Genomic DNA, 21,960 nt, shown 5'->3' with positions numbered 1-21,960 from the left:
AGCGACCACTGGCTTTTACAGTTTTTAATTTTTAATTTCTTAGTTTGGCGTTGCTGAAAGAGGAATGAACTAGGCTAGCAAAGAAACTGTCCGATATTTCAAATAGTGGAGCAGCAAGCGGAGGGAACACTTCAACATCTCAACTGACTTGGAGTAGCACAAGGTTTTACGGTGCAGCCGTGCCTGGTAATGCCGCAAACGAGTATTCTCTCCCTCAACCCTCGTCATGTAGGTCTTGCTGACAATTTGATCACCCTCCTCAATGAACATGGGATATACCTTCCAGCCATCGATAACATAAAAGAAACATTGCCAGCATTTGACAAGACTCCACAAACACTTGAAGGTGGCACCACTGCGGTCGCCTATCACCCAGGCCAAAATTCCCGCTTGGTTGTGATTGACTGCGGTCCAAATCCACAGCTTGTTACGCTTGTTCCCCACAAAGGAAAAGCAGTTCGTCCAGCTCAGTTACCTCTGGAATTTCTTCAGATTCTGGGGCATCGCGCAGTTGATGTCCAGCCTCTCGAATCCAGTGCATCACAGTTGTATGGTGGATCTCGGTAACTCGTTCGATACCTCGTAGTCCCATGCCGTTGAGGTACATTTTGAGACAGAGTTGTTTGACATCGTTGGAATACTGCCAGGGGCGGTAATGCTCCAGGAACTGGCGACCACAGTGCTTGCATTTGTAGCATTGCCGCCCTTTACGATGACCATTCTTAGAAACCTCTGTTGCGTTACAGTTGGGGCAATTCATTTCAGCCAAATTCAGACAAAGAAGTATACCCTAGCTTATCCATTTTACAGGGAGAAACATTACTCTTTCAGCAATGCCCTTAGTTTTAATTGCTTAGAGCTGCTTTTCTATCTCAATAGAGATGGCTCAGCCCAGTATCGATGCTACTGTTGAAAAGTATCAACCATAACTCTTATACGGAGGGTATTATGGATTTTTTCCGCATACTCATAGCCATTTTTATTCCACCTCTTGGAGTTTTCTTGCAAGTAGGGATTGGCACAGACTTTTGGATTAATCTCGTTTTGACTTTTCTAGGTTATGTACCAGGGATTATCCATGCAATATGGGTTATTGTCAGAAAATAGCCATAATCCCTGCTTTTTCCTAACATTTGCATACCCACAATAAAACCAAAAAGGAGCCTTAAACGATCAGGCTCCTTAAATTAAGTTTAATTTCCAGCCAGGAAGGAAACTTAATCAACCGCACCAGGTAGCTTCGGTGCCACTAAAGCTTGAGAATACAGAGGTGCTTGTTTTTGGGCAACCAGCGTCAGCACATTACGCGCCTGCGCTGCAACTGCAACAGTCTTAACATCATAGGTTTGAGTCGCCACCTTGGGATACAAACCAATTCCGATGATGGGAATTAACAAGCAAGCAGTGATAAACACTTCGCGAGGCTTAGCATCCATCGCCACTAATGTCGCCAATTCTGGATTAGACTGCCCGTAGAATACTTGACGCAGCAAATCCAGTAAATACATTGGTGTAAGAATCAATCCCACCGCCGCCAGCAGCACCACCACAACTTTGAAAATGGGGCTGTAAACATCGCTTGTCGTCAAGCCTAAAAATACCGTCAGTTCGCCCACAAAACCGCTCATTCCCGGTAACGCTAGGGAAGCCATCGAACCCACTGTGAACAAGGCAAACACCTTGGGCATTTGTTTGGCAAGTCCCCCCATTTTATCCATCATCAAGCTGTGGGTGCGGTCGTAGGTAACGCCTGAGAGGAAGAATAACGCCGCCGCAATTAAGCCGTGGGAAACCATTTGCAGCACCGCACCATTCAAACCCAAATCTGTGAACGAGGCGATACCAATCAGCACAAAGCCCATGTGGGAAATTGAAGAATAAGCCAACCGCCGTTTCAGATTGGTTTGGGCAAAAGCGGTCAAAGCGCCGTAGATAATGTTAACCATGCCCAGAATTACTAGCACTGGCGCGAAGTAAGCATGGGCATTGGGTAGCATTTCCATGTTCATGCGAATCAGCGCATAGCCGCCCATTTTCAGCAACACCCCAGCCAAAATCATCGATACGGGGGCTGAAGCTTCGCCGTGGGCATCTGGTAGCCAAGTGTGGAGGGGGAAAATCGGCAGTTTGACACCAAAGGCAATCAAGAATCCAGCATAAGCGGCTAATTCTAATGCTTTGGGGTAATGCTTGGCTGCTAGCGCCGCCATGTCAAAGGTGACTGTATCGCCTGAAAATGCCATCAAGAAGTCTGATACCAGAATGAATACAGACGCCAAGGCGGTGTAGAGGATAAACTTGGTGGCTGCATATCGGCGCTTTTCTCCGCCCCAGATGGAGATCAGCAGGTACACTGGCACTAACTCCAGTTCCCACATCATGAAGAATAAGAGCATATCCTGGGCGGCAAAGACACCAATCTGCGTGCTTAACATCACCAGCATCAGGAAGTAAAACAAGCGCGGCTTTTTGGTAACTTTCCAACCCGCAAATATAGCTAGGGTGGTGACTAAGCCAGTTAAGACAATTAGTGGCATTGACAACCCATCGACCGCCATTGACCAGTTCAGTCCCAGTTGCGGTACCCAGGCGTAGTTTTCTACCAGTTGAAAGCCTGGGTTATTTAGGTCGTAGTGATACCAAAAGGCATAAACCATCAGGGCAAAGTCTACAAACGCTACCCCAAGGGCGTACCAGCGAACAGTTTTGCCTTCTTTATCAGGTAGTACCGGGATGGCAAAAGAAGCTAGTAAGGGCAGCAGAACAATAGTGGTTATCCACGGGAATTGTGCGTTCATTATCTAGAACCTACGCAAGATTGAGGGGTATACCAGGGGTTTCAGGTTGCGTATGGCAGGTACTTGCTTTGGCTACCTGTACTTGTCCCGTAAAATTTTCCTTAATTGACTGAACTAAAAAGTGACGTCTTAGGAATAAATACTTACAATATGAATATATACCTTAACTAACTAAAGTAACAAGCTGTTAATTTAAATAAATTTATGTTAAGCATCAAACGATAAAAAAAAGACGTGCACCTTGACACCCCACACCTCCTAACTTCTATGCTCTGCATGGGAATTCCTTTACAGTGTGAGCATTCTGATGAAGTAGTGTATGGGAGTAGAGCCTAGATATTCTATGTATGCGTTCCCAGCCTCACCCTAGAAACGAGACAAATGTGATATTTAGGAAGGTCAACCGTTAGCATCACGAAGAACAGGCTTTCCTGTAGATATAGCCTGTTCAATAATATCGGCAGCTCGACGAACTCCTCCAGCACGGTGAATCGCTGCTTGTAACCTGGTAGCATTCTGCTTGTAAGAATCTTGAGTCAGCACCCGTTGTATAGCTGCTCGTAACTTGGGAACGCTCAACCGAGACAACTGCACAACTTCGCCACAACCCGTCCAAGCTATACGCGCTGCTACTCCCGGCTGATCGTTGGCAATTGGAATCGCTACCATTGGCACCCCATTACTCAAAGATTCCAAAGTAGTATTCATGCCTGCATGGGTAATCGTCAGGGCGGCGTTTTGTAGTAATTCTAGTTGGGGTGCATATTCTACAACCAAGGGTGAACCAGGCAGTCCTGGGAGCGATTCTGGGCTAGTTGAACCACCCAAAGAAAGCACTAACTGAGCATCCAATCCTTCACAAGCTGCGGCAAGATCGCGGAAAATATCCAGCAGGCGATTTTGTACAGTTCCCATAGAGGCGTAAATGAAGGGTTTTCCCGTTAACTTTTCAAAGGGAAAAGATACAGGTTCTCGGCTGGCTGGATTGTGATATGGGCCAGTAAAATGAAAGACTTTAGGTAAATTCTGCCTTGGGAATTCAAACTCAGCTGGCTGTTGACTCAATTGCGCTAGTTGCGAGTATTGATCGTTCGAGTGAAAGTAGAGGGGTAAATTCCACCTTTGGCGATACTCGCTTATCACGTCTCGGACTGGCTTAGTGATGCGATTGAATAGATTGTAAGCTGCTTTGTTCCGCAGACGCGCCCACAATGCAGTGTTATAACTCCAAGGTGAAGAAAATGGGGGAACGCCGTCTTCTTGATTAACCATCATGGCGCTGCACACAGTAATGAAAGGAATCTCTAGGAATTCTGCTACCGTCCCTCCCCCATATGAAATTTGGTCTACTAACAATGCTTCTACGCCTGCTACTTTGAGGGCTGCCGGAGCCTCCTGAAGCAGCATAGCAGCACTCTGTTGGATCAGACTGATGGTATAGCGCAAGGCAGCGAGTCCGCTTAGTTTCCCCAGTTCTCCCAAAGATTGCTTAGTTATCCCGTGTGGGAACTCGGATTCTCCAATTGCCCAAAAGTCCAATCCGGCTGCAAGTGCCTTGGGTTGGGCATCCTCAATCCCGAAGACAGTGACGCGATGACCGCGAGAAAGCAGTTCGCGTCCTAAAGTGGTCATTGGGTTGAGGTGTCCTGTTGCTGTAGGACAGATGATGCCATAGTGAGTCATATCAAATAGTGGTAATTGGTAATTTGTATTAGCTACTCATTTGTTGCAGCACTTGTTTTATCACATCCCGTGGCACTTGGTCGGTTACAATTGCTGCTCCAATTTGCGTCGGGAGGACAAAGCGCACTTTTCCGGCTTTAACTTTTTTATCGGTCGAGAGAGCGTCTACAATTGCTTCAATATCTAGTCCTGGTGGTAACGCAGTAGGTAATCCGGCTTTTTGGATTAAGGCGTTTTGACGCTCTGAGGCTAACTTATCCCACATCTGTAGGGTTACGGCAATTTCACCCGCTGCTACCATGCCAATAGCTACAGCTTCACCGTGATTAACTACGCGGTATTCGGTTAAGCTTTCGACTGCATGACCGATGGTGTGACCGTAGTTGAGAATTGCTCTGAGTCCAGCTTCTTTTTCATCTTTGCTTACTACATCAGCTTTGGCTTGGCAAGAGCGAGTCAGGATTTCTTGTAATAAACCTGGGTCTAGATTGTCCAGACAGTCGAGATATTGCGATCGCTCCATCTGAGAAAATAATTCTGCATCCCAGATAATCCCGTACTTAATCACTTCTGCGATTCCAGCCCGAAACTCGCGCACTGGCAAGGTTTTCAGCACTTCTGGATCGATTAAAACTTCTCGCGGTTGATGGAAAGCACCAATTAAATTCTTCCCTTGGGGATGATTAACTCCCGTTTTCCCCCCAATTGACGCATCAACCATCGCCAACAGCGTTGTCGGTACTTGCACAAAGTTAATCCCGCGCAACCAAGTGGCAGAGGCAAAGCCAGTCATATCGCCAATTACGCCGCCGCCCAAAGCTACCATAGTTGAGGAACGTTCTAAACGATTTTCTAAGGCAGCGTCGTAGATTTTTTGTAGTGAGTCGAGAGTTTTGTAGCTTTCCCCAGCTGGGAGAGTAATTTGTGCGACTTCAAAACCAGCTTCTTTGAGGGATGCGATCGCCACTTCCCCGTAATATTGAAAAATTACCGGGTTAGAAACGACTAATACTTTCTTACCCAGGTTTAGCGAGATCATTCTGTCGCCGAGTTTTGCCAGATTGCCAGATGCGATCGCAATCTCGTAAGATTCCTGTGGTAAATTAACCCCAATAACCGATTCCATAAGTCTTCCCCATCAAAGAGCGATCGCTTGTCGGCTGTATTCTACTCCAGTTGATGATTCAATAGTTCATAGTCGATATTAGGTTAACGCGAAAAATGGATATCTCTGCTGCGATCGCTTACATTTTGATTTTGGGTGCTGCCTTTGGTGCAGCTTTAGCGCTATTTTTCGGTCTTCGCGCCATCAAGCTGATTTAACTAGGGCTGGGGACTGGGTAAGATTCTTTCCAATTCCCAATCCCCTATCCCCAATTCCCAATTTTCCTCAAACTTTCACTAGCCTAGAATCCTGCTTTCTACTCTCGCATCGATTCTGAGTAGCCAGACGCGCCATCTGGATTGTTTTTGGGAAAACTCCTACCAACTGAGCCAAAATTTCATCCGGCATTTGGATAGTTGCTTCGGGTCCAAAGTATCTCTCAAATAGCCTTAAAATCGCCACGGCACGGTGCAACGGTACGCAATGCTCCATCGCTTTTTGATTCAAGCGAATCCATTGCTGCCGGATGACATAAGCTTTTTGACGTTCTGCAAGAGACTCTGGGTAAACCACAGACGGATTGCCGATGGGGATTACCCGACGGCAATTGATATCAAACAAACTGCCAACAGCTGCGCCTGGGCCTGCCATTTCCGCATGATGCCGATGGCAGATGATTAAAGCACTACCAGGAAAACCGTTGACCTTAAGCAGTTGCCCACTCTTCAACTGATTTAAGATTTCTGTGGGTTGAGCGATCGCGATGGGGACGAGAGCTTTGTCTGGCATCGTAGGTCACAGAATCTTCTATTTTTAGTTTTATACATTTCTTTATATACGGAAGTGATTAAAACCGTGTGAGGGGTGTGATACCTATCTTTTCTTTAAGTGATCCTCCTCACAACATTTTTGTTACAAACAGACTATTTGTGCAAGAAATGCAGTTAGCAAGGGAATTATGCCGCCCAACCTGTACTCGTCTCTACATGATGCCGAGGACGCGCGAAAAACTATGCCTGTGTTCTCTCTCTGATTAAGTTCGTCTGGCGGCATCCAAGAGCGCCTGAAATTACTCTATTGTCGCCAGAGGTAATATTGCTGTTTTAGCGTTCTGGTTGAGGAGCAGTTTGCCTGTAGCACTGACACTAAAATCTTTTCCTGGCGTGAATCCTTTGCCAATCAACTGCTTGCAGACAGCGACTGAAGTAATTCTGCGGATTTGTTGCATAACATCGCTAGGAATCAGATGTTTTATAGTCCAGATAACTGATTCGGTGTCAAACCACATCAAACGCTCAATACTCACCAGCATCACACCAGCTACATCTTCAAGCGTCATCTGAGTTTTGAGATTGGCGATTAGGTCTTCCCCTATCTGGCTGTTACGGGTCATCATTGCCGCAGCCATCTTGCCAATTTCTTGTTCCAACTCTAAACAGTTCATTTCTGCCATTTGAGTTTTCTTCCTGATTGTTTTCGCAGTTCTGCCAAGTATACCCAAAGAAAGACGTAAATATTCCGTTAGATGGATGTAAAGAAAAGTTTTTTTTCTATAATTATATGAACCCTGTTTATAATTCGACCTAAAAAAGCAAACAGTAGCCTTTGACGGCAGAAGCGATCGCTTAGTGCATAGATTGGCATAAATGTCAAAGCTTCCTGAGCGAGAAGGGAATTGGGAATTGGGAAAAAGTCTTACCTAGTTCATAGTTCCTAGTCCCTAATCCCCAGTCCCCAGCCCCCAGTCCCCAGCCCCCAACCCCCTTAGTTAAAAAAAAACCCCTGGTTAGGGGTAGTTGTTGTCTCTACTGGTGAATACTTATCAATGTTGAGTCCCAGGTACTGTGGAGTAAGTCTAATCTGAGTTTTTAATCAACATCACTTGTAAAATCGGGACAATGGAACAAACTCATCGCAGTCTTCTTACCCGAAGTGGGTATTAGCGTGTTCTACACGGTCAATGCTGACGATTCCGAAAATCTGTAACCGTTGAGTGCGACGCGAGTGTTGAGTGCGTACAACTCAACTGTCAAATACGGTGAGAACTGTCTAGCGAGAACCGAATTGCCGTGTTGGGAAATTGTCGTCAGATTTTTCCATCTTTTCGATGGCTGTCAAACCGATGTATGAACCCGCCAGCAGCAATCCTGCTGAAACTAGATAGGCGTTTTCAATAATCCGAAGTGCGGTTTCAAAGGTAATGTAGGTAGTCATTGGTTCGTCTTTTCAGCTTTGGGCTGTTGTTTATCTTCCCTTATTACTCCACACCTTGGCTATGAATTTCCTCAGAAAGATCACTAGATTCTGCTTCAAGCCAAAAAATTTCCCCGTAATTATACGGCTAAGACTTGACTGCCTGAGAAGTAAAGGTAATATAAGCTAGCTATAAACTACGTAAAAACACTGAGGTGAACTACCAAGGGAGTGCTTTCCTAAAGCAGCATCGAAGAGAGGCTTTGCACTTTTATACCATCTCGTTACTAACTTTCGTCTCAAAAAAAAGCGTTCCCAGGCCACACAGCCCAGGAACGAGAGCAAAGGTAAAGGCTGAGACTGGGAACCAGAGGAAGGAGAATGTTTTCCTTTTCCTTCTATACCAAGCACCTTTCGATAGTCGCTAGGACAGACTCAGATAGTGCCGAGAGATCATAACCGCCTTCAAGACCAAAAAGGATGCGACGAGTTACTTGCAGACAATAATCTGTGAATACGCCAAAATCTTGCGGTTTCAAGTTAATGCTGGCTAACGGATCGTCTGCATTTGCGTCGTAGCCTGCACTGACAATCAACAAATCTGGCTGAAAGTCGGTTAAAAAAGGCAGGATTTTTTGTTCAAAACGCGGTTTATAATCAGCGATCGCGCTGCCGGGAGGTAATGGTAAATTTAGTACGTTGTTGTAGTTTCCTCGTTCAGAGGCTTTTCCAGTGCCGGGATAGCAAGGATATTGATGCAGGGAACAGTAGGCAATTTTGGGATGGGTTTCGACAATATCTTGCGTACCGTTGCCGTGATGAACGTCCCAGTCGAGGATGGCAACGCGGTTGATTCCTGGTTGTTCAAGGGCGTGGTAAGCTGCGATCGCGGCATTCGAGAACAAGCAAAACCCCATCCCGGCGATTCTCTCGGCATGATGTCCAGGGGGACGCGCTAGCACAAAGGCTGGGTTTCCGGTTTCGAGTACCCTATCCACTCCATCCAGCCACGCACTCACGGCTAATAAGGCGACATCGTAACTCTGGGGGGAAACCAGGGTATCGCCGTCCAAGTGTCCGCCGCCGTTTTCGGCGATACGCTGGACTCTCTCGATGTGATCTTGAGTGTGAACTTGTTGTAATATAGGCGCGATCGCCCTATCTTTCACTGGTGTCGGCAGCTGCCAATCAATTTGAGATGCCCAAGGAGCAGCATTTATTGCTTGTACAATTGCTGTTAGGCGTGCTGGTCTTTCGGGGTGAAATCGTCCAGTGTTGTGATTGAGAAAGTCATCCGAGTAGATTACTGGCAGCATAGTCGGAGAAAATTAGGCAGCATTGATGCTTTTTGGCATTGTATCTATCCTAATTATTTGTCTTCCTCCGATAAATCTTGTTTATAAATATTGTCTATCATATCTGTTCCGCCTGGGTCGTTAAGCGATTGCATTTGCGGTGCCACAGCCGGGTTATTGATCAGGTATTGTGGATCTTCTTCCATCAGAGTTTCGTTGATTGATGGAGGCTGTTTAATTTTAGCGATCGCTTCTTTGACTTCTGGCTCTAATTCTTTGTCTTGTTCGTTCATGTTTTCTTCTTGTGCGCTCATAGCTAATTTCAGGCTTCTATTTGCATTTCTCTGTTTCAGCTTAAGCTTGCCTCTGGTAAGGCACCCACTACCTTGAGGCTTAAATTGAAATCTTTGATATCCTTAGATTCAATAAATCCAGGGATTACACGCTTGGGTATTGCAGCGACTTGGCATTTTCCTCGGTACACTCTAAACAACATTGATGATTTTGCCTAGGCTATCCTGTACGGGATGATTGGGGCGATCGCTGCATGGGTGTTTATGGCAATTTTTCGCGGCTGCGATCGCATCTTTGCCCGCATCGCTGGCCCGATTTATCTCCGCACCACACTCGCAGGTCTGGGATTGGGCATCTTAGCGGTATCTTTCCCCCTAACTCGTTATTTTGGACACGAAGAGTTAGATACCGTCTTGGTGGGTAACTTTTCTGCTGTTTTCCTCTTTACTCTAACTTTGGCAAAGATGGCTGCGATCGGCGTTACTGTCACTGGAGGTTGGCGGGGTGGGTTTATCATCCCTCTGTTTTTTACAGGTGCGTGTTTGGGGAAAGCGATCGCAATTTTAATTCCCGCACTCAATCCTTCTCTAGCCATGATTTGCACAATGGCAGCGTTAAACGCAGCAGTGACGCGAACACCGATAAGTACCACTTTATTGCTGACGAAACTTGCCAATATCAGCCCTTTAACGCCAATCTTGTTCGCTAGTTTGATTGGCTTCTTTCTCGCACCCAAAGCACCTTTGATTGCTTCTCAACTCAAGACTCAACAAGAAGCGATCGCAGAATAGTCATTGGTCAATATTCATCAGCAGCTATTGCTTTGTCAGTATGAGATCGCGCATTAGGCTGATCACTTTTCTCGCCATAGCGACCAATCAATAAAAACCCTCATTCCCCGCACGCACAGCGGACGTAAGATAATCCTGTTCGGTTCCTGTTTCGGGGAGGGTTGGGGAGGAGTTTTTCGACACACCAATTGTCAATGACTAACGCCCAATAAAAGCCAAAATGTGATAAAATTTTCATATAATTTGTCATTCTTTAGAATTAAGGCTGAAATAATCGCAATTTTTTGCGTATTATCTGCCATTCTTCTACATTTTTGGAGCTTTTTCATAGTATGACCACTTCCCAGGAGCGGATTATCCCAACGGATTTAGGGAATGAGATGTCCCGGTCTTACCTGGAATACGCAATGAGCGTAATTGTCGGTAGGGCGCTGCCAGATGCCAGGGATGGTCTGAAACCCGTACATCGTCGCATTCTCTACGCAATGCACGAACTGGGGCTTACCCACGATCGTCCTTTCCGCAAGTGTGCAAGGGTGGTGGGAGAAGTGCTGGGTAAATACCACCCCCACGGTGATACTGCGGTATACGATGCTTTGGTACGGATGGCGCAGGATTTCTCCATGCGCGACCCCCTGATTAACGGACACGGCAACTTTGGTTCAGTTGACAACGATCCGCCCGCGGCAATGCGATACACTGAATGCCGCCTAAGATCCCTCACAGGTGCCGCCCTTTTACAGGATATTGAGTCGGAAACTGTAGATTTTGGGGATAACTTCGATGGTTCCCAGCAAGAACCGCTGGTATTACCGTCGCGCATTCCCCAAATGTTGCTCAATGGTTCCAGTGGTATTGCGGTGGGGATGGCAACGAACATTCCACCGCACAATCTGGGAGAGTTGATTGATGGGTTAATGGCGCTAATCCAGAATCCAGAAATTACCGACCTCCAGTTGATGCAGTATATTCCGGGGCCAGATTTTCCCACAGGAGCGCAGATTCTGGGAGTATCTGGGATTAAGGAAGCTTATACAACTGGGCGCGGATCGATTACGATGCGGGGTGTCGCTGAAATAGACACCATTGAACATCGGGGACGACCGGATCGGGAAGCGATTATTATCACTCAGTTGCCTTACCAAACGAATAAGGCAGCGTTGATTGAGAAAATCGCCGACATGGTGAATGATAAGAAGCTGGAAGGAATTGCAGATATTCGGGATGAAAGCGATCGCGATGGGATGAGAATCGTGATCGAACTCAAGCGAGACGCTTATCCCCGCGTTGTCCTCAATAACTTGTACAAGCAAACGCCCCTGCAAGCCAACTTTGGGGCGAATATGCTGGCGCTGGTGAATGGGGAACCCCAAACGCTCACAATCAGACAGTTCCTCACTGTTTTCCTAGATTTCCGGATTGAGTGCATCACCCGCCGCACCCGCTACGAACTGCGGAAAGCAGAAGAAAGAGATCATCTGCTGCAAGGGTTACTGATTGCCTTGTTGCACCTAGATGAGATGATTGAGTTGATCCGCCGCGCCGCCGACACACCAACGGCAAAGACGCAGATGATTGACAACTACGGGCTTTCTGAGGCGCAAGCGGATGCAATTTTACAGATGCAGTTGCGGCGACTAACTGCACTGGAAGCTGAGAAAATTCGCTTAGAACACGATGAGTTACAAGCGCAGATTGCCGATTTGCAAGATATTTTGGCACGTCGCGAACGTATCTTAGAAATCATCCAAACCGAGGTGACGGAAATCAAAACCGTCCACGCGACACCTCGCCGCACCGTCATCGAACACGCGGAAGGTGAAATTGACGACACCGACTTAATCGCCAACGAAAAAGCCTTGATTCTGCTAACAGAACAAGGTTATCTCAAGCGGATGCCAGTTAACACCTTTGAAGCGCAAAGCCGCAACACCAGAGGTAAAAAAGGTACTGGCATGAAAGAGGATGATGGGGTTGAACATTTCCTCACCTGCTGTGACCACGATAGCGTTTTATTCTTTAGCGATCGCGGGGTTGTCTACTGCCTCAAAGCTTACCAAATCCCAGCTTCTTCTCGCACAGCACGGGGTATCCCCATCGTGCAAATGCTGCCCATCCCCCGCGACGAAAAAATTACCTCAATCGTGTCGGTGAGCGAATTTAGCCGGGAAGAATACCTGGTAATGCTAACTAAAGGCGGCTACATCAAAAAGACAGAATTAGCTGCTTTCAGTAACATCCGCTCCAATGGCTTAATCGCCATCTCCTTAGAAGAGGGAGATCAATTGCGGTGGGTGCGACGCGCTAGAGTGGATGATAGCATCATCATCGGATCGCGCCAAGGCATGGCAATTCACTTCCGCACTAATCACGAGCAACTGCGTCCCTTGGGTCGCGCTACTCGCGGAGTCAGAGCAATGGCTCTCCGCACTGGAGATGAACTGATAGGCATGGATATACTGCCAAGTCAAGTAGTCGCCAAAATAGCGGAGATTGAAGAAGCGGAACCAGCGGAAGACGCTCCCATCCTCAACGGTAACGGGCCGTGGGTGCTAGTAATTACAACAGGCGGATATGGGAAACGGGTGCCAGTTGGTCAATTCCGGCTGCAAAATCGCGCTGGGATGGGATTAGTTGCTACTAAGTTCCGCAAGCCTAACGATAAACTAGCTGCTCTGCGAACGATCAATGAAGGTGATGAGCTAATGATGGTGACAAGCCGAGGCATTATCATCCGTCAAGCAACAGATGCGATTTCCCTGCAATCAAGAATGGCAACAGGGGTGAGAGTGCAACGACTTGATGAGGATGATGCGATCGCGGCGGCGGCTTTAGTTCCCCCCTCTACTGGTGATGAGGAAGAAGTTCCAGAAGAATAAACCATGAAGGAGGAAGGATGAATGATGTTAAACATATTTCGCCTTCCTCCTGCTTTGACAAAGCGCATTTCTTGGCGTTCACTCATTGCCTTAGCTAGTGGTATCTTGATGGGGTTAACCACCGCACCAGTAGGTGCGTGGTTTTTTGCTTGGATTGCCTTAGCGCCCCTGTGGGTTTTGGTTGTCGAAGAACGGAAAAAGTTAGAAGTAAAAGAGCAAAAGAAACGAAAATTCTTTCTTTTACCTTTTGCAGCCCCTCTTTTTAAGGGGGGTTGGGCGGATCTCCTTTTGCCTTTACTTTGGGGAATCGGCTATCACGGCGTAGCTTTATTTTGGATTACCGGGATTCACCCGATGACGTGGTTAGGAGTTCCGTGGCTGGCGAGTTTAGCGATCGCATTCTTCTGCTGGACTTTTATCACCCTTTGGGGAGCCGCATTAGTTACAACTTGGGCAACTTGTCAAGCTTGGATTAATCGAAACTCAAAAATTTCTGCTTTACTTCGTGTTCTAATTGGAACAGCTTTGTGGTGCGGACTTGAAAGTCTTTGGGGTTCCGGAAGCTTGTGGTGGACTTCCCTTTCCTTCACCCAAAGCCCTCACAATCTGGCAATTTTACACCTCGGTCAAATCTCAGGCCCCAACACAGTAACAGCAGCAATCGTCGCAATAAATGGCTTAATTGCGGAAGCCTTCATTAACCGCAAACAACGCCAAGAAAAAACTAATTCTACCTCTTCCTCTATATCTTCTGCGCCTGGAAGGTTTCTTCTCCACCCAGGCTATTTAGCTATTGCGGTTGGAATATTTGTAGGATTGCATCTCATAGGATTTGGATTGTACAGCCGTCCCCTACTTAAACCGCCAGCAGCAGCATTAAAAGTAGGAATTATTCAAGGAAATATTCCTAATAAAATTAAATTTGATCGGGCTGGTTGGGAGCGTGCTATAGAAGGATACACCAGCGGTTATAAAGCTTTAGCACCAGAAGTTGATGCAGTTATAATCCCAGAAACCGCATTGCCCTTCGTATGGAATCAACCAGAAAGAGTTGGCAGTTCCTTCTACTCAGCTATTAAGGAAAACAGTGTCGTTGCCTGGGTGGGAGGATTTGGTAAACAGGGAAATAACCTGACAAATAGCTTATTTACTATCACTGGCAAAGGTGAAATTTTCAGCCAATACGACAAAGTTAAACTGGTGCCTTTGGGAGAATATATTCCCTTCGAGCAATTTTTAGGAAAGATTATTGATAAACTTTCCCCTTTAGATGCTCAGCTAATTCATGGTAAACAAAACCAAATATTTAATACACCTTTTGGTAGTGCCATCATCGGGATTTGTTATGACTCCGCCTTCCCCGAACTTTTCCGACATCAAGCAGCTGCGGGTGGGCAATTTATTCTTACAGCGTCTAACGATGCTCATTACACCTCAACGATGATGGGTCAACATCATGCCCAAGATTTGATGAGGGCGATTGAAACTGATCGCTGGGCTGTCCGCGCTACGAATACTGGATTTTCTGGCGTCATAGATCCCCACGGCAGAACTCAGTGGATTTCTAGAATGAATACCTATGAGATTCACGCACATACAATTTACCGCAGACAAACGGAAACTTTGTATGTGCGTTGGGGTGATTGGTTAACACCATTTTTGTTGATTGGGGGCGCGATCGCGTGGTTACTCAACACCTTCTGGCGAAATAATTATCGTCCGAGAGACTGATGCCAAACCAAAGTTTTGAAAGGCTACTATCGAAGTGCGATCGCATTTCGTAGATGAGAGGCAGTGGCATGAGTGACTTAGATCGACGGAAGCTTTTATCTGGGCTATGTCATGGAGCAATCTTTTTGAGTTCCACTATCGTATCTATCGGCATACCCATTGCAATATTGTTCATCATCGATGATCCAGTGGTCAAAGAGAACGCCAGAGAATCCCTCAACTTTCACATCAATCTTTATATTTATTCAGCCATTTGTCTGATGCTGAGTTTTATCGTAATCGGTATACCACTGTTTATTTTGCTAGGCATTGCAAGTTTTGTGATGCCAATTATCGCTCTTGTCAAGGTTCTCAGCAATCCTAATAAACCCTACCGTTACCCGTTGATTTTTCGCTTAGTGCAGTAGCAAATAATAGCGAAGCGATCGGTGTAGATCCAGATTTACTAGCTTAAAAAAAGACTTTTGGTAAACCGCGATCGCTTACTTCCTCAACCTTATGTATTACCGCTAATAGAATTTCCTTGGGCATCCGCCATCTGCTGCACATCAGCAATGATTTGCCTAACCTTCTCTACACCTGGAGACGTGAGTTGTTGAAAAACTGCTAAAGATTCCTGCAAGTAGGTTAGCGCTGTGGTGAAATCTCCCTGTTCATACGCCAATAACAACCCAATCAGCAAAAACACTAATGCCTGAGCTTGATGATTGTCGAGTAATTTGTACAGTTCGAGAGACTGCTGATAAAACTCAATGGCTTGCTGGTACTGCTCTAGAGCATTGTAAACACCGCCCAGATTATTGAGAGTTATGGCTTTTAATTCACGATCGCCGATTTCTCGTGCAATTGCCAAGCACTGCTGATAAAACTCAATGGCTTGCTGGTACTGCTCTAGGGCATTGTAAATACCACCGAGATCATTGAGAGTTATACCTTCAATTTTACGATCGCCGATTTCTCGTGCAATTGCCAAGCACTGCTGATAAAACTCAATTGCCTGCTGGTACTGCTCTAGGGCATTGTAAACACCGCCGAGATCATTGAGAGTTATGACTTCAAATTTACGATCGCCGATTTCTCGTGCAATTGCCAAGCACTGCTGATAAAACTCAATTGCCTGCTGGTACTGCTCTAGGGCATTGTAAACACCGCCGAGATCATTGAGAGTTATACCTTCAATTTTGCGAGTACCGATTTCCCTTGCAATTGCTAAGGACTGCTGATAAGACTCAATAGCTTGCTGGTACTGCTCTAACAAAGAGTAAGCCTTGCCCAGATTATATAGAATTATGACTTCAAGCAGGCGATTGCCAGCTTCCCTGGCAATTAAGAGTGACTGTTCTATAAGGGCGATCGCTTGCTCATCTTGATTATGAAGGGCGTAGGCAGCTCCTAATTTATACAGAACAGTAGCTTTTTCATTCTTTAAATCCTCATTTTTATTTACTAATTTAAGTGCTTTTTCTAAGCATTCTGCCGTTTTTGTGAATTCACCTCGGCTGTGATAAGCCTCTCCTAACTGAGTCAAAATTTGCATTTGTGTCTGTAAATTTTCTTCTTTTTCATGACAGCCAGAAGGACTGTATTCCATCAAAAGTCTCTGTAACAAATCAATTCGTTCTTGCTTTTCAGTGAACTCTAATTCATGGAGTATTTTATCAGAGTGGAGAGTTTTGAAAAGGGCATCATCTTTAGTAGATTGAACTGTATTAAAATGAAAAACGCCTGATTTCCACGCCCAAAAATCAGGTGCAAATTTAGCTAGACGAGTAATCGCATAATCTGGTAAGCAAAAAAGAATAGGATGAGGGACGCTCTTAGTAAAGGAATCCCGAACAAAGTTGAGATCCTGTAGCACGGGTGGGTATTCCCCAAAAATCCCAATTGATTTTTCTAACCCTTGCAGGATTAAAACTAATTTTTTCTCAGGGTCAATATTTATATTTGGAAGCCTTTGGATTATTGCATCTCTCAAAAAGCGCAGTTCCGGGTTGTTAAAATTTAGCAACTCAAACTGAATATCTTTGAATTTAGGATGCTTTTTGAGTGCTTCCATCAAAGTATCTAAATCTTTTGAAAAGTTAATTTCTATAAACCCAATTATAAAACCTTCTGCAAAATCTATAAATGTCAATAGTTCAGATAATTGCTGCTGATTTATAGAAATAAAACTATTGAAATTTGAAGCTAATTCAGATAACTTCAGGTAAGCATTAAGGATATTGGAGACCTTGTTTAAGAGCTTTTTGGAAGGCATCTATTTGCTTAATCACTGGGTTAACGTAGTTCCACCGATTGTTGCCGTTATATTCTAAAACAGATGTATTAAACAGCATCAATTGCCCTATTTCGTCTTTATTAATATCTTTATTTATGCAAACTTGTGCTAAGAGAGGATAGTGTTCTGTAGGAATAACCCGCTCAAAATTAAATTGTTCCTGTTTAACTGCATAGGTGACATCTTCAACCGTAATTTTATTGTGACCGCGAGTGCTAGCAGTTTGGCAAGCAGTTCGCATCATCTGCATTAACTGGCGGACATGACCACCGCTGGCTTTTGCCAAATTTAGTAAGGGTTCGCGGGATTCAAATACAGCCTCAATTTCGACTCGATGCTCAATCAAACTGGCAACCGCGTCTAGTGCTTTTTGGTTATAGTCTAAATCTACGCGATCGCGTTCAAATTCATAAATATTTACCATTGGCACAATGTTGGGTTTATCGAAAACGTTATTTAAGTTTTTTTCTGAATAAAGTATAGAAATAGGTACCGTGTAGATAATCGTGCAGTGTAGTTCTTGCAACTGTGCTGCATAATCAAAAAACAAATGATTGCCAACATTCGGTGGTACTCGATCTAAATTGTCAAAAATTATCAAAAATCCTTTGGAATGCGGAAATTTAGTTCGTAATTTTTTATAACCATCAATCACTAAAAGATTAATATCACTTTTGAGGCGAGAAATATCTCTTTCTAGAGCTTCTCTAATTGATATCTTTTTCTTTTCAGAACCTTTAATTTGAGCAGTTATTTTAGCTAATAATTTAGCAATAAAAGGAATTTCTGCACCGGCTTCTGCTGTTGTTTCTATACCAACAGAGTTTTCTATAGTTGTTTCCGTCTCCTCAGTAATATCTTTAAACCAGGACTCAAAGCTATTTAGAAGTTGAGCATCAAACTTTAAACCCAAAGTGCGTAATTCATACTCAACAAGCTTGATAATCACCAAATACAAATCTGTATAACGAGCATCGTTAATATCAATTTCTTCATCTGATTCTAAGTAAATCACCCGATAATCAGATTCCCATCGACTCTTAATGCGTCTCAGCTCTGTACTCTTACCGCAGCCTCTATGCCCTGTAAATAAAAGTGTAGTAAATTCTCCAGCTTCTTGAAAGTCTAAAATGGTGCTAACATCTTCAACCGCCTGAGTTTTCCGTACCGTTGATAGGTGAACATAGTATCGCTGGATGTTTTCACCTTCTAGCGGGCGTACATCACAAACCCGATACGCAGCTTTAAGAGTCGTAGCACGATTGGGAGGAAGTGGAACCATCGGGTTAGCCTAGTTGTAGTAACTGAATAGAGCTATAAAAATTTATATAGCCAAATTCTAGGCGATTTACTGTGCCATCTCAAACCCTATCGTGTCTTGCGGCAAAATCTACAATAGCGATGAGCAAGTAGCGCTTGCATACATACGCTTCGCGATCGCTCCTTCCTCAAAATCTAGCAAAGAGCGATCGCACTCTCCCAAAGGAAAATGCGATCGCTCTTTAGTTATTGCCCGATGCTACTGGTTCATCTGTGTCCCAGGAGTCATCTGCGTCCCAGGAGTCATCTGGGTTCCACGGTTCATCTGCGTCCCAGGAGTCATCTGGGTTCCACGGTTCATCTGCGTCCCAGGAGTCGTCTGGGTTCCACGGTTCATCTGCGTCCCAGGAGTCGTCTGGGTTCCACGGTTCATCTGCATACCCGGTCTTGCAGGGGTATCATCGTTTCTTCCAGCAAATGTGTTGCGTGTCATCGTCGCCGCCATTTGCAAATGGCCCTGCACCCTTGGCAAAATCCTAGCAGCAAAAGTTCTCAGATCCGGATCTTGTCCCAGCAGCACTTGACGCTGGTACACAGCCTGACTTTCCATGTGACCGTTAAGCCCGCCCTCCATCATATAGGCTTTATCGAAATTCTCTCCAGACAACTGCTGAAGCTGCATCATTGCTGCTTCATATTTTGGCCCGGGAGTGGTTGGAGGAGTGATACCCTTCTGGGCAGCCAAGCTCATAAGTTCTTTATTGGCTCGCGTATGCTCGTCAATCATCCGCTGTGCGAACTGCTTTACCTCAGCGTTCGTTGACTTTCGTAACGCCAGTTGCCCAAGTTGTACTTCTGCTATTCCCCCGTGAGCAGCATCGATAACAAATTGCCTGTCTAAGGCGCTAAGTTGGCCGTTTCTTTGCGACATTCCAGGTGCTGGTGACATCCCAGGTGCTGGTGACATCCCAGGTGCTGGTGACATTCCAGGTGCTGGTGACATTCCAGGTGCTGGCGACATTCCAGGCGCTGGTGACATCCCAGGTGCTGGCGATGTGGGTCGGCTTGTTTGAGCTACGGCTGAGTAACCCAAAGACGCAAATAATCCGGCTGCCACCAGGGCGGCAGTTGCTGTTGCCCGTCTAATCATTGTCAAAGTTCCTTACCTTTCTGAGTTTATATGTGTCCTAATACATTAATTAATCTGGTGAGAGACTAACAATTTTAGGACGGTTTTAAAGCGCCATTTTTTTGTTTTCTACCCAGACTAGGAGGAACATCTGAGCAGTCAACCATCTATTGTTAATGATGCTTTACTTTTGATAAATTCCCTCTTTCTTTAGGTATGTGTGTTTACAAATTAAAACTAAAACTTAATTCTAAAGATAACTATTAAACACCTAACTATAGATAGATGAAGGTTTATCAAAAGGCGAAATCAAAAAAACCTTTAAAAGCAGTGCTTGGGCAATATCCAAGTGACAAAGACGCTCTTGTGTAGCGAAAAGCTTGCATTGAACAATTTCGGAGTGGTAGCGTCACAGAGCTAGTTAAATTTACATGGAAGCTGCAATATAGCCCAAATGATGAAGCGATCGCTCCTTAGCCTCACTATCGGCTTAACTTTCCTAGAATCAGTCGTTCCAGTCGCCTTGGCCGCGCCACCCAGAAGCCCAGACCAAACTGTAGAATGTGAAATTTTGGTTGCGGGCGGCGGACTTTCCGGTGCCGCAACAGCATATGAAGCCTTGCTATCCGGGCGAACAGTTTGCTTAACTGAGATTACCGACTGGGTAGGCGGACAGATTTCCGCCCAAGGAACTTCGGCACTAGATGAACGCCCCACCCAGCGCCAGCAGCTATTTTATTCTCGCGGTTACTTGGATTTGCGGCAGCGGATCAAGAGTAAATATGGAGAACTCAACCCAGGCGACTGTTGGGTAAGCGAATCCTGCTTTTTGCCCAAAGATGCTCATAACATACTCTTCAATCAGTTAAAAGATGCCGCCAGACGGGGAAAAGGTACGCTGAAATGGTTTCCCTCGACGGTGGTTAAGGAACTAGACATCAACCAAAGTGGGAAACTGATTCAAGGCGCGATCGCTATCCAGCATCGTCCCGTTAAAGGCGCACCACGGCTAAACACTTCACCGCTGTCTCAAACCATCGAAGATTCCTATCGCTACGAAAACTCCCCTCAGTTTGAAAAAAGTATTGTCCGCTTCGTACCCCAGCAGCGGAAAAAGCAAACCGGGGGAACAGCCCCTGATTGGTATGTAGTTGATGCAACGGAAACCGGGGAACTGATAGGCTTGGCGGACGTTCCCTATCGGCTAGGTATCGACCCCCGATCTTACCTAGAACCATCGTCCTCTAGCGAAACAGGCGATCGCTACTGCACCCAAGGCTTTACCTACACCTTTGCGATGGAGGCAACTAAAGAACCGCAAGCCCACACTCCGCCGTCGTTTTACCAACAATATGCGCCTTACTACAGCTATGAATTACAGCGATTGGCGGACTTTGGGCTTGTCTTTACTTATCGCCGCATTTGGAGTCCGAAAGAGGGACAACAAACCAAATTCGGGGGCGTTACTTATAGCGCACCAGCACCTGGCGACATCTCAATGCAGAACTGGACTTGGGGTAACGACTACCGCCCTGGAACTGCCGAAGATAACCTAATTTACAGCCGCGATCAATTGCAAGCTAGCGGACAGCTACAGCCCGGAGGGTGGATGGGAGGACTGCGGACAGAAACCCTCCGTAAAGGCGAAGAAAATGCCTTGGGATATTTCCATTGGTTGGTAGCCGGAACTACTGATTCTCAACTAGGCGCAAACGTTAAGCAGCCGCAACCAAATAATCGCTATTTGAGTGGGCTAGATTCCCCGATGGGAACAGCACATGGCTTGTCTAAGTACCCATATATGCGGGAAGGACGGCGGATTATTGGACGGCCTGGTTGGGGACATCCCCAAGGCTTTACCTTGTGGGAAATTGATATTTCTCGCCGCGACTACAACGATGAATATTACCGCAATACTCTCTCACCACAAACTTATCGTAGTTTACGGGCAGCATTGGCTGGTTTTGAAGCAGCAAGTGCGATCGCAGGCACCAAGCCTCTAGATCAAATCATGCGGCGCAGTCGTTCCACGATTTACCCGGATTCTATCGGTATTGGTCACTATGCGATTGACTTCCATCCTTGCATGACTATGAGTCCCGCAGAAACTCCAGGCAACAAAGAACGTGAGGGCGAACGGCGGGGTGCAGGACAAGCGTATCCGTTCCAAATTCCACTCAGAGCATTAATTCCCCAAAAAATCGACAATATGTTAGTCGCTGGGAAAAGTATTGCTACCAGCCACATCGCCGCCGCCGCCTATCGGGTGCATTCCTTTGAATGGTCAGCTGGTGCAGCTGCGGGAACAACAGCCGCTTTTGCCTTGGAAAACGGAATAATGCCTTATCAGCTAGTAGATGAACTGCCTCGTCCGGAACCGCAATTAGAAGCGCTCAAACGTCGTTTGCAGAAAAATAGCAACCCAATTACTTTTCCAGATACCTCAATTTTTAACCAGAATTGGGAAGAGTGGAAGTAATATTTGCTAATGGCTAATGGTTAATGGCTAATGGCTAATGGCTAA

The 21,960-nt window shown here is 45.7% G+C and carries 18 protein-coding genes and 1 pseudogene; 7 read left to right on the top strand and 12 right to left on the bottom strand.

All coding sequences use genetic code 11. The annotated features are described in order from the left end of the window. Nucleotides 1-69: 69 nt before the first annotated feature. Nucleotides 70-760, bottom strand: a protein-coding gene (locus NDI42_RS05625) for an IS1 family transposase (protein WP_399315996.1) whose coding sequence is annotated in 2 segments (ribosomal slippage) — nucleotides 70-453 and nucleotides 455-760 — 690 coding nt in all. Because the reading frame shifts where the segments join, the coding sequence is not laid out codon by codon here. Between the two features lie 188 nt (nucleotides 761-948). On the opposite strand from NDI42_RS05625, the gene NDI42_RS05620 reads away from it, so the two are divergent. Next, nucleotides 949-1,107: a YqaE/Pmp3 family membrane protein gene (locus tag NDI42_RS05620; protein ID WP_190451901.1), complete on the top strand. Its 159-nt coding sequence runs from the start codon at nucleotides 949-951 to the stop codon at nucleotides 1,105-1,107. A 110-nt stretch (nucleotides 1,108-1,217) separates the two neighbouring features. Here NDI42_RS05620 and NDI42_RS05615 read toward each other — a convergent pair whose 3' ends face one another. From NDI42_RS05615 to aroB, 3 genes are all read right to left on the bottom strand, one after another. Next, a complete protein-coding gene (locus NDI42_RS05615) occupies nucleotides 1,218-2,798 on the bottom strand; it encodes an NAD(P)H-quinone oxidoreductase subunit 4 (RefSeq protein ID WP_190451899.1) in 1,581 nt (526 codons plus the stop codon). Nucleotides 2,799-3,197: 399 nt separating this feature from the next. Continuing rightward, nucleotides 3,198-4,481, bottom strand: a complete 1,284-nt coding sequence (locus NDI42_RS05610; RefSeq protein WP_190451897.1) for a glycosyltransferase — start codon at nucleotides 4,479-4,481, stop codon at nucleotides 3,198-3,200. A 28-nt stretch (nucleotides 4,482-4,509) separates the two neighbouring features. Further along, complete coding sequence (gene aroB, locus NDI42_RS05605) at nucleotides 4,510-5,607, bottom strand: 3-dehydroquinate synthase (RefSeq protein WP_190451895.1); 1,098 nt, start codon at nucleotides 5,605-5,607, stop codon at nucleotides 4,510-4,512. Nucleotides 5,608-5,702: 95 nt separating this feature from the next. On the opposite strand from aroB, the gene petL reads away from it, so the two are divergent. Beyond that, nucleotides 5,703-5,804 (top strand): cytochrome b6-f complex subunit PetL, encoded by a 102-nt coding sequence (gene petL / locus NDI42_RS05600; RefSeq protein WP_199300788.1) that lies wholly within the window; start codon nucleotides 5,703-5,705, stop codon nucleotides 5,802-5,804. A gap of 67 nt (nucleotides 5,805-5,871) precedes the next feature. Here the strand turns inward: petL and NDI42_RS05595 are convergent, their stop codons facing one another. The 5 genes from NDI42_RS05595 to NDI42_RS05575 form a co-directional block, all read right to left on the bottom strand. Next, entirely contained in the window at nucleotides 5,872-6,375 is a 504-nt protein-coding gene (locus NDI42_RS05595; protein ID WP_190451893.1) for a hypothetical protein, read from the bottom strand. A 280-nt stretch (nucleotides 6,376-6,655) separates the two neighbouring features. Beyond that, nucleotides 6,656-7,039 (bottom strand): hypothetical protein, encoded by a 384-nt coding sequence (locus NDI42_RS05590; RefSeq protein ID WP_199295367.1) that lies wholly within the window; start codon nucleotides 7,037-7,039, stop codon nucleotides 6,656-6,658. A 596-nt stretch (nucleotides 7,040-7,635) separates the two neighbouring features. Further along, a complete protein-coding gene (locus NDI42_RS05585) occupies nucleotides 7,636-7,800 on the bottom strand; it encodes a hypothetical protein (protein ID WP_190425234.1) in 165 nt (54 codons plus the stop codon). 377 nt (nucleotides 7,801-8,177) lie between these two features. Further along, complete coding sequence (locus tag NDI42_RS05580) at nucleotides 8,178-9,095, bottom strand: histone deacetylase family protein (RefSeq protein WP_190451891.1); 918 nt, start codon at nucleotides 9,093-9,095, stop codon at nucleotides 8,178-8,180. Between the two features lie 53 nt (nucleotides 9,096-9,148). After that, nucleotides 9,149-9,388, bottom strand: a complete 240-nt coding sequence (locus NDI42_RS05575) for a hypothetical protein (protein WP_190451889.1) — start codon at nucleotides 9,386-9,388, stop codon at nucleotides 9,149-9,151. A 123-nt stretch (nucleotides 9,389-9,511) separates the two neighbouring features. Here NDI42_RS05575 and NDI42_RS05570 point away from each other — a divergent pair. The 4 genes and pseudogenes from NDI42_RS05570 to NDI42_RS05555 form a co-directional block, all read left to right on the top strand. Further along, a pseudogene (locus tag NDI42_RS05570) lies at nucleotides 9,512-10,159 on the top strand (chloride channel protein); the annotation flags it as partial. A gap of 332 nt (nucleotides 10,160-10,491) precedes the next feature. Next, entirely contained in the window at nucleotides 10,492-13,038 is a 2,547-nt protein-coding gene (gyrA, locus tag NDI42_RS05565; protein ID WP_190451885.1) for a DNA gyrase subunit A, read from the top strand. Nucleotides 13,039-13,062: 24 nt separating this feature from the next. Beyond that, nucleotides 13,063-14,769, top strand: coding sequence for an apolipoprotein N-acyltransferase (lnt, locus tag NDI42_RS05560; RefSeq protein WP_348231376.1), 1,707 nt, complete (start codon nucleotides 13,063-13,065; stop codon nucleotides 14,767-14,769). Nucleotides 14,770-14,837: 68 nt separating this feature from the next. Then, nucleotides 14,838-15,176 (top strand): DUF4870 domain-containing protein, encoded by a 339-nt coding sequence (locus NDI42_RS05555; RefSeq protein WP_190451881.1) that lies wholly within the window; start codon nucleotides 14,838-14,840, stop codon nucleotides 15,174-15,176. An 89-nt stretch (nucleotides 15,177-15,265) separates the two neighbouring features. Here NDI42_RS05555 and NDI42_RS05550 read toward each other — a convergent pair whose 3' ends face one another. The 3 genes from NDI42_RS05550 to NDI42_RS05540 form a co-directional block, all read right to left on the bottom strand. After that, nucleotides 15,266-17,026 (bottom strand): tetratricopeptide repeat protein, encoded by a 1,761-nt coding sequence (locus NDI42_RS05550; RefSeq protein WP_206755899.1) that lies wholly within the window; start codon nucleotides 17,024-17,026, stop codon nucleotides 15,266-15,268. Beyond that, a complete protein-coding gene (locus tag NDI42_RS05545) occupies nucleotides 16,983-18,329 on the bottom strand; it encodes an AAA family ATPase (RefSeq protein ID WP_190451876.1) in 1,347 nt (448 codons plus the stop codon). The genes NDI42_RS05550 and NDI42_RS05545 overlap by 44 nt, the downstream gene beginning before the upstream one ends. A gap of 237 nt (nucleotides 18,330-18,566) precedes the next feature. Then, nucleotides 18,567-19,457 (bottom strand): DUF4142 domain-containing protein, encoded by an 891-nt coding sequence (locus NDI42_RS05540; protein WP_190451874.1) that lies wholly within the window; start codon nucleotides 19,455-19,457, stop codon nucleotides 18,567-18,569. Between the two features lie 436 nt (nucleotides 19,458-19,893). On the opposite strand from NDI42_RS05540, the gene NDI42_RS05535 reads away from it, so the two are divergent. Further along, nucleotides 19,894-21,915, top strand: coding sequence for an FAD-dependent oxidoreductase (locus NDI42_RS05535; RefSeq protein WP_190451943.1), 2,022 nt, complete (start codon nucleotides 19,894-19,896; stop codon nucleotides 21,913-21,915). Nucleotides 21,916-21,960 lie beyond the last annotated feature (45 nt).

The sequence above is a fragment of the Funiculus sociatus GB2-C1 genome (assembly GCF_039962115.1).
Taxonomy (GTDB): domain Bacteria; phylum Cyanobacteriota; class Cyanobacteriia; order Cyanobacteriales; family FACHB-T130; genus Funiculus; species Funiculus sociatus.
The sequence above is the reverse complement of the archived record's forward strand: the minus strand, read 5'-3'. Positions and strand labels throughout refer to the sequence as shown.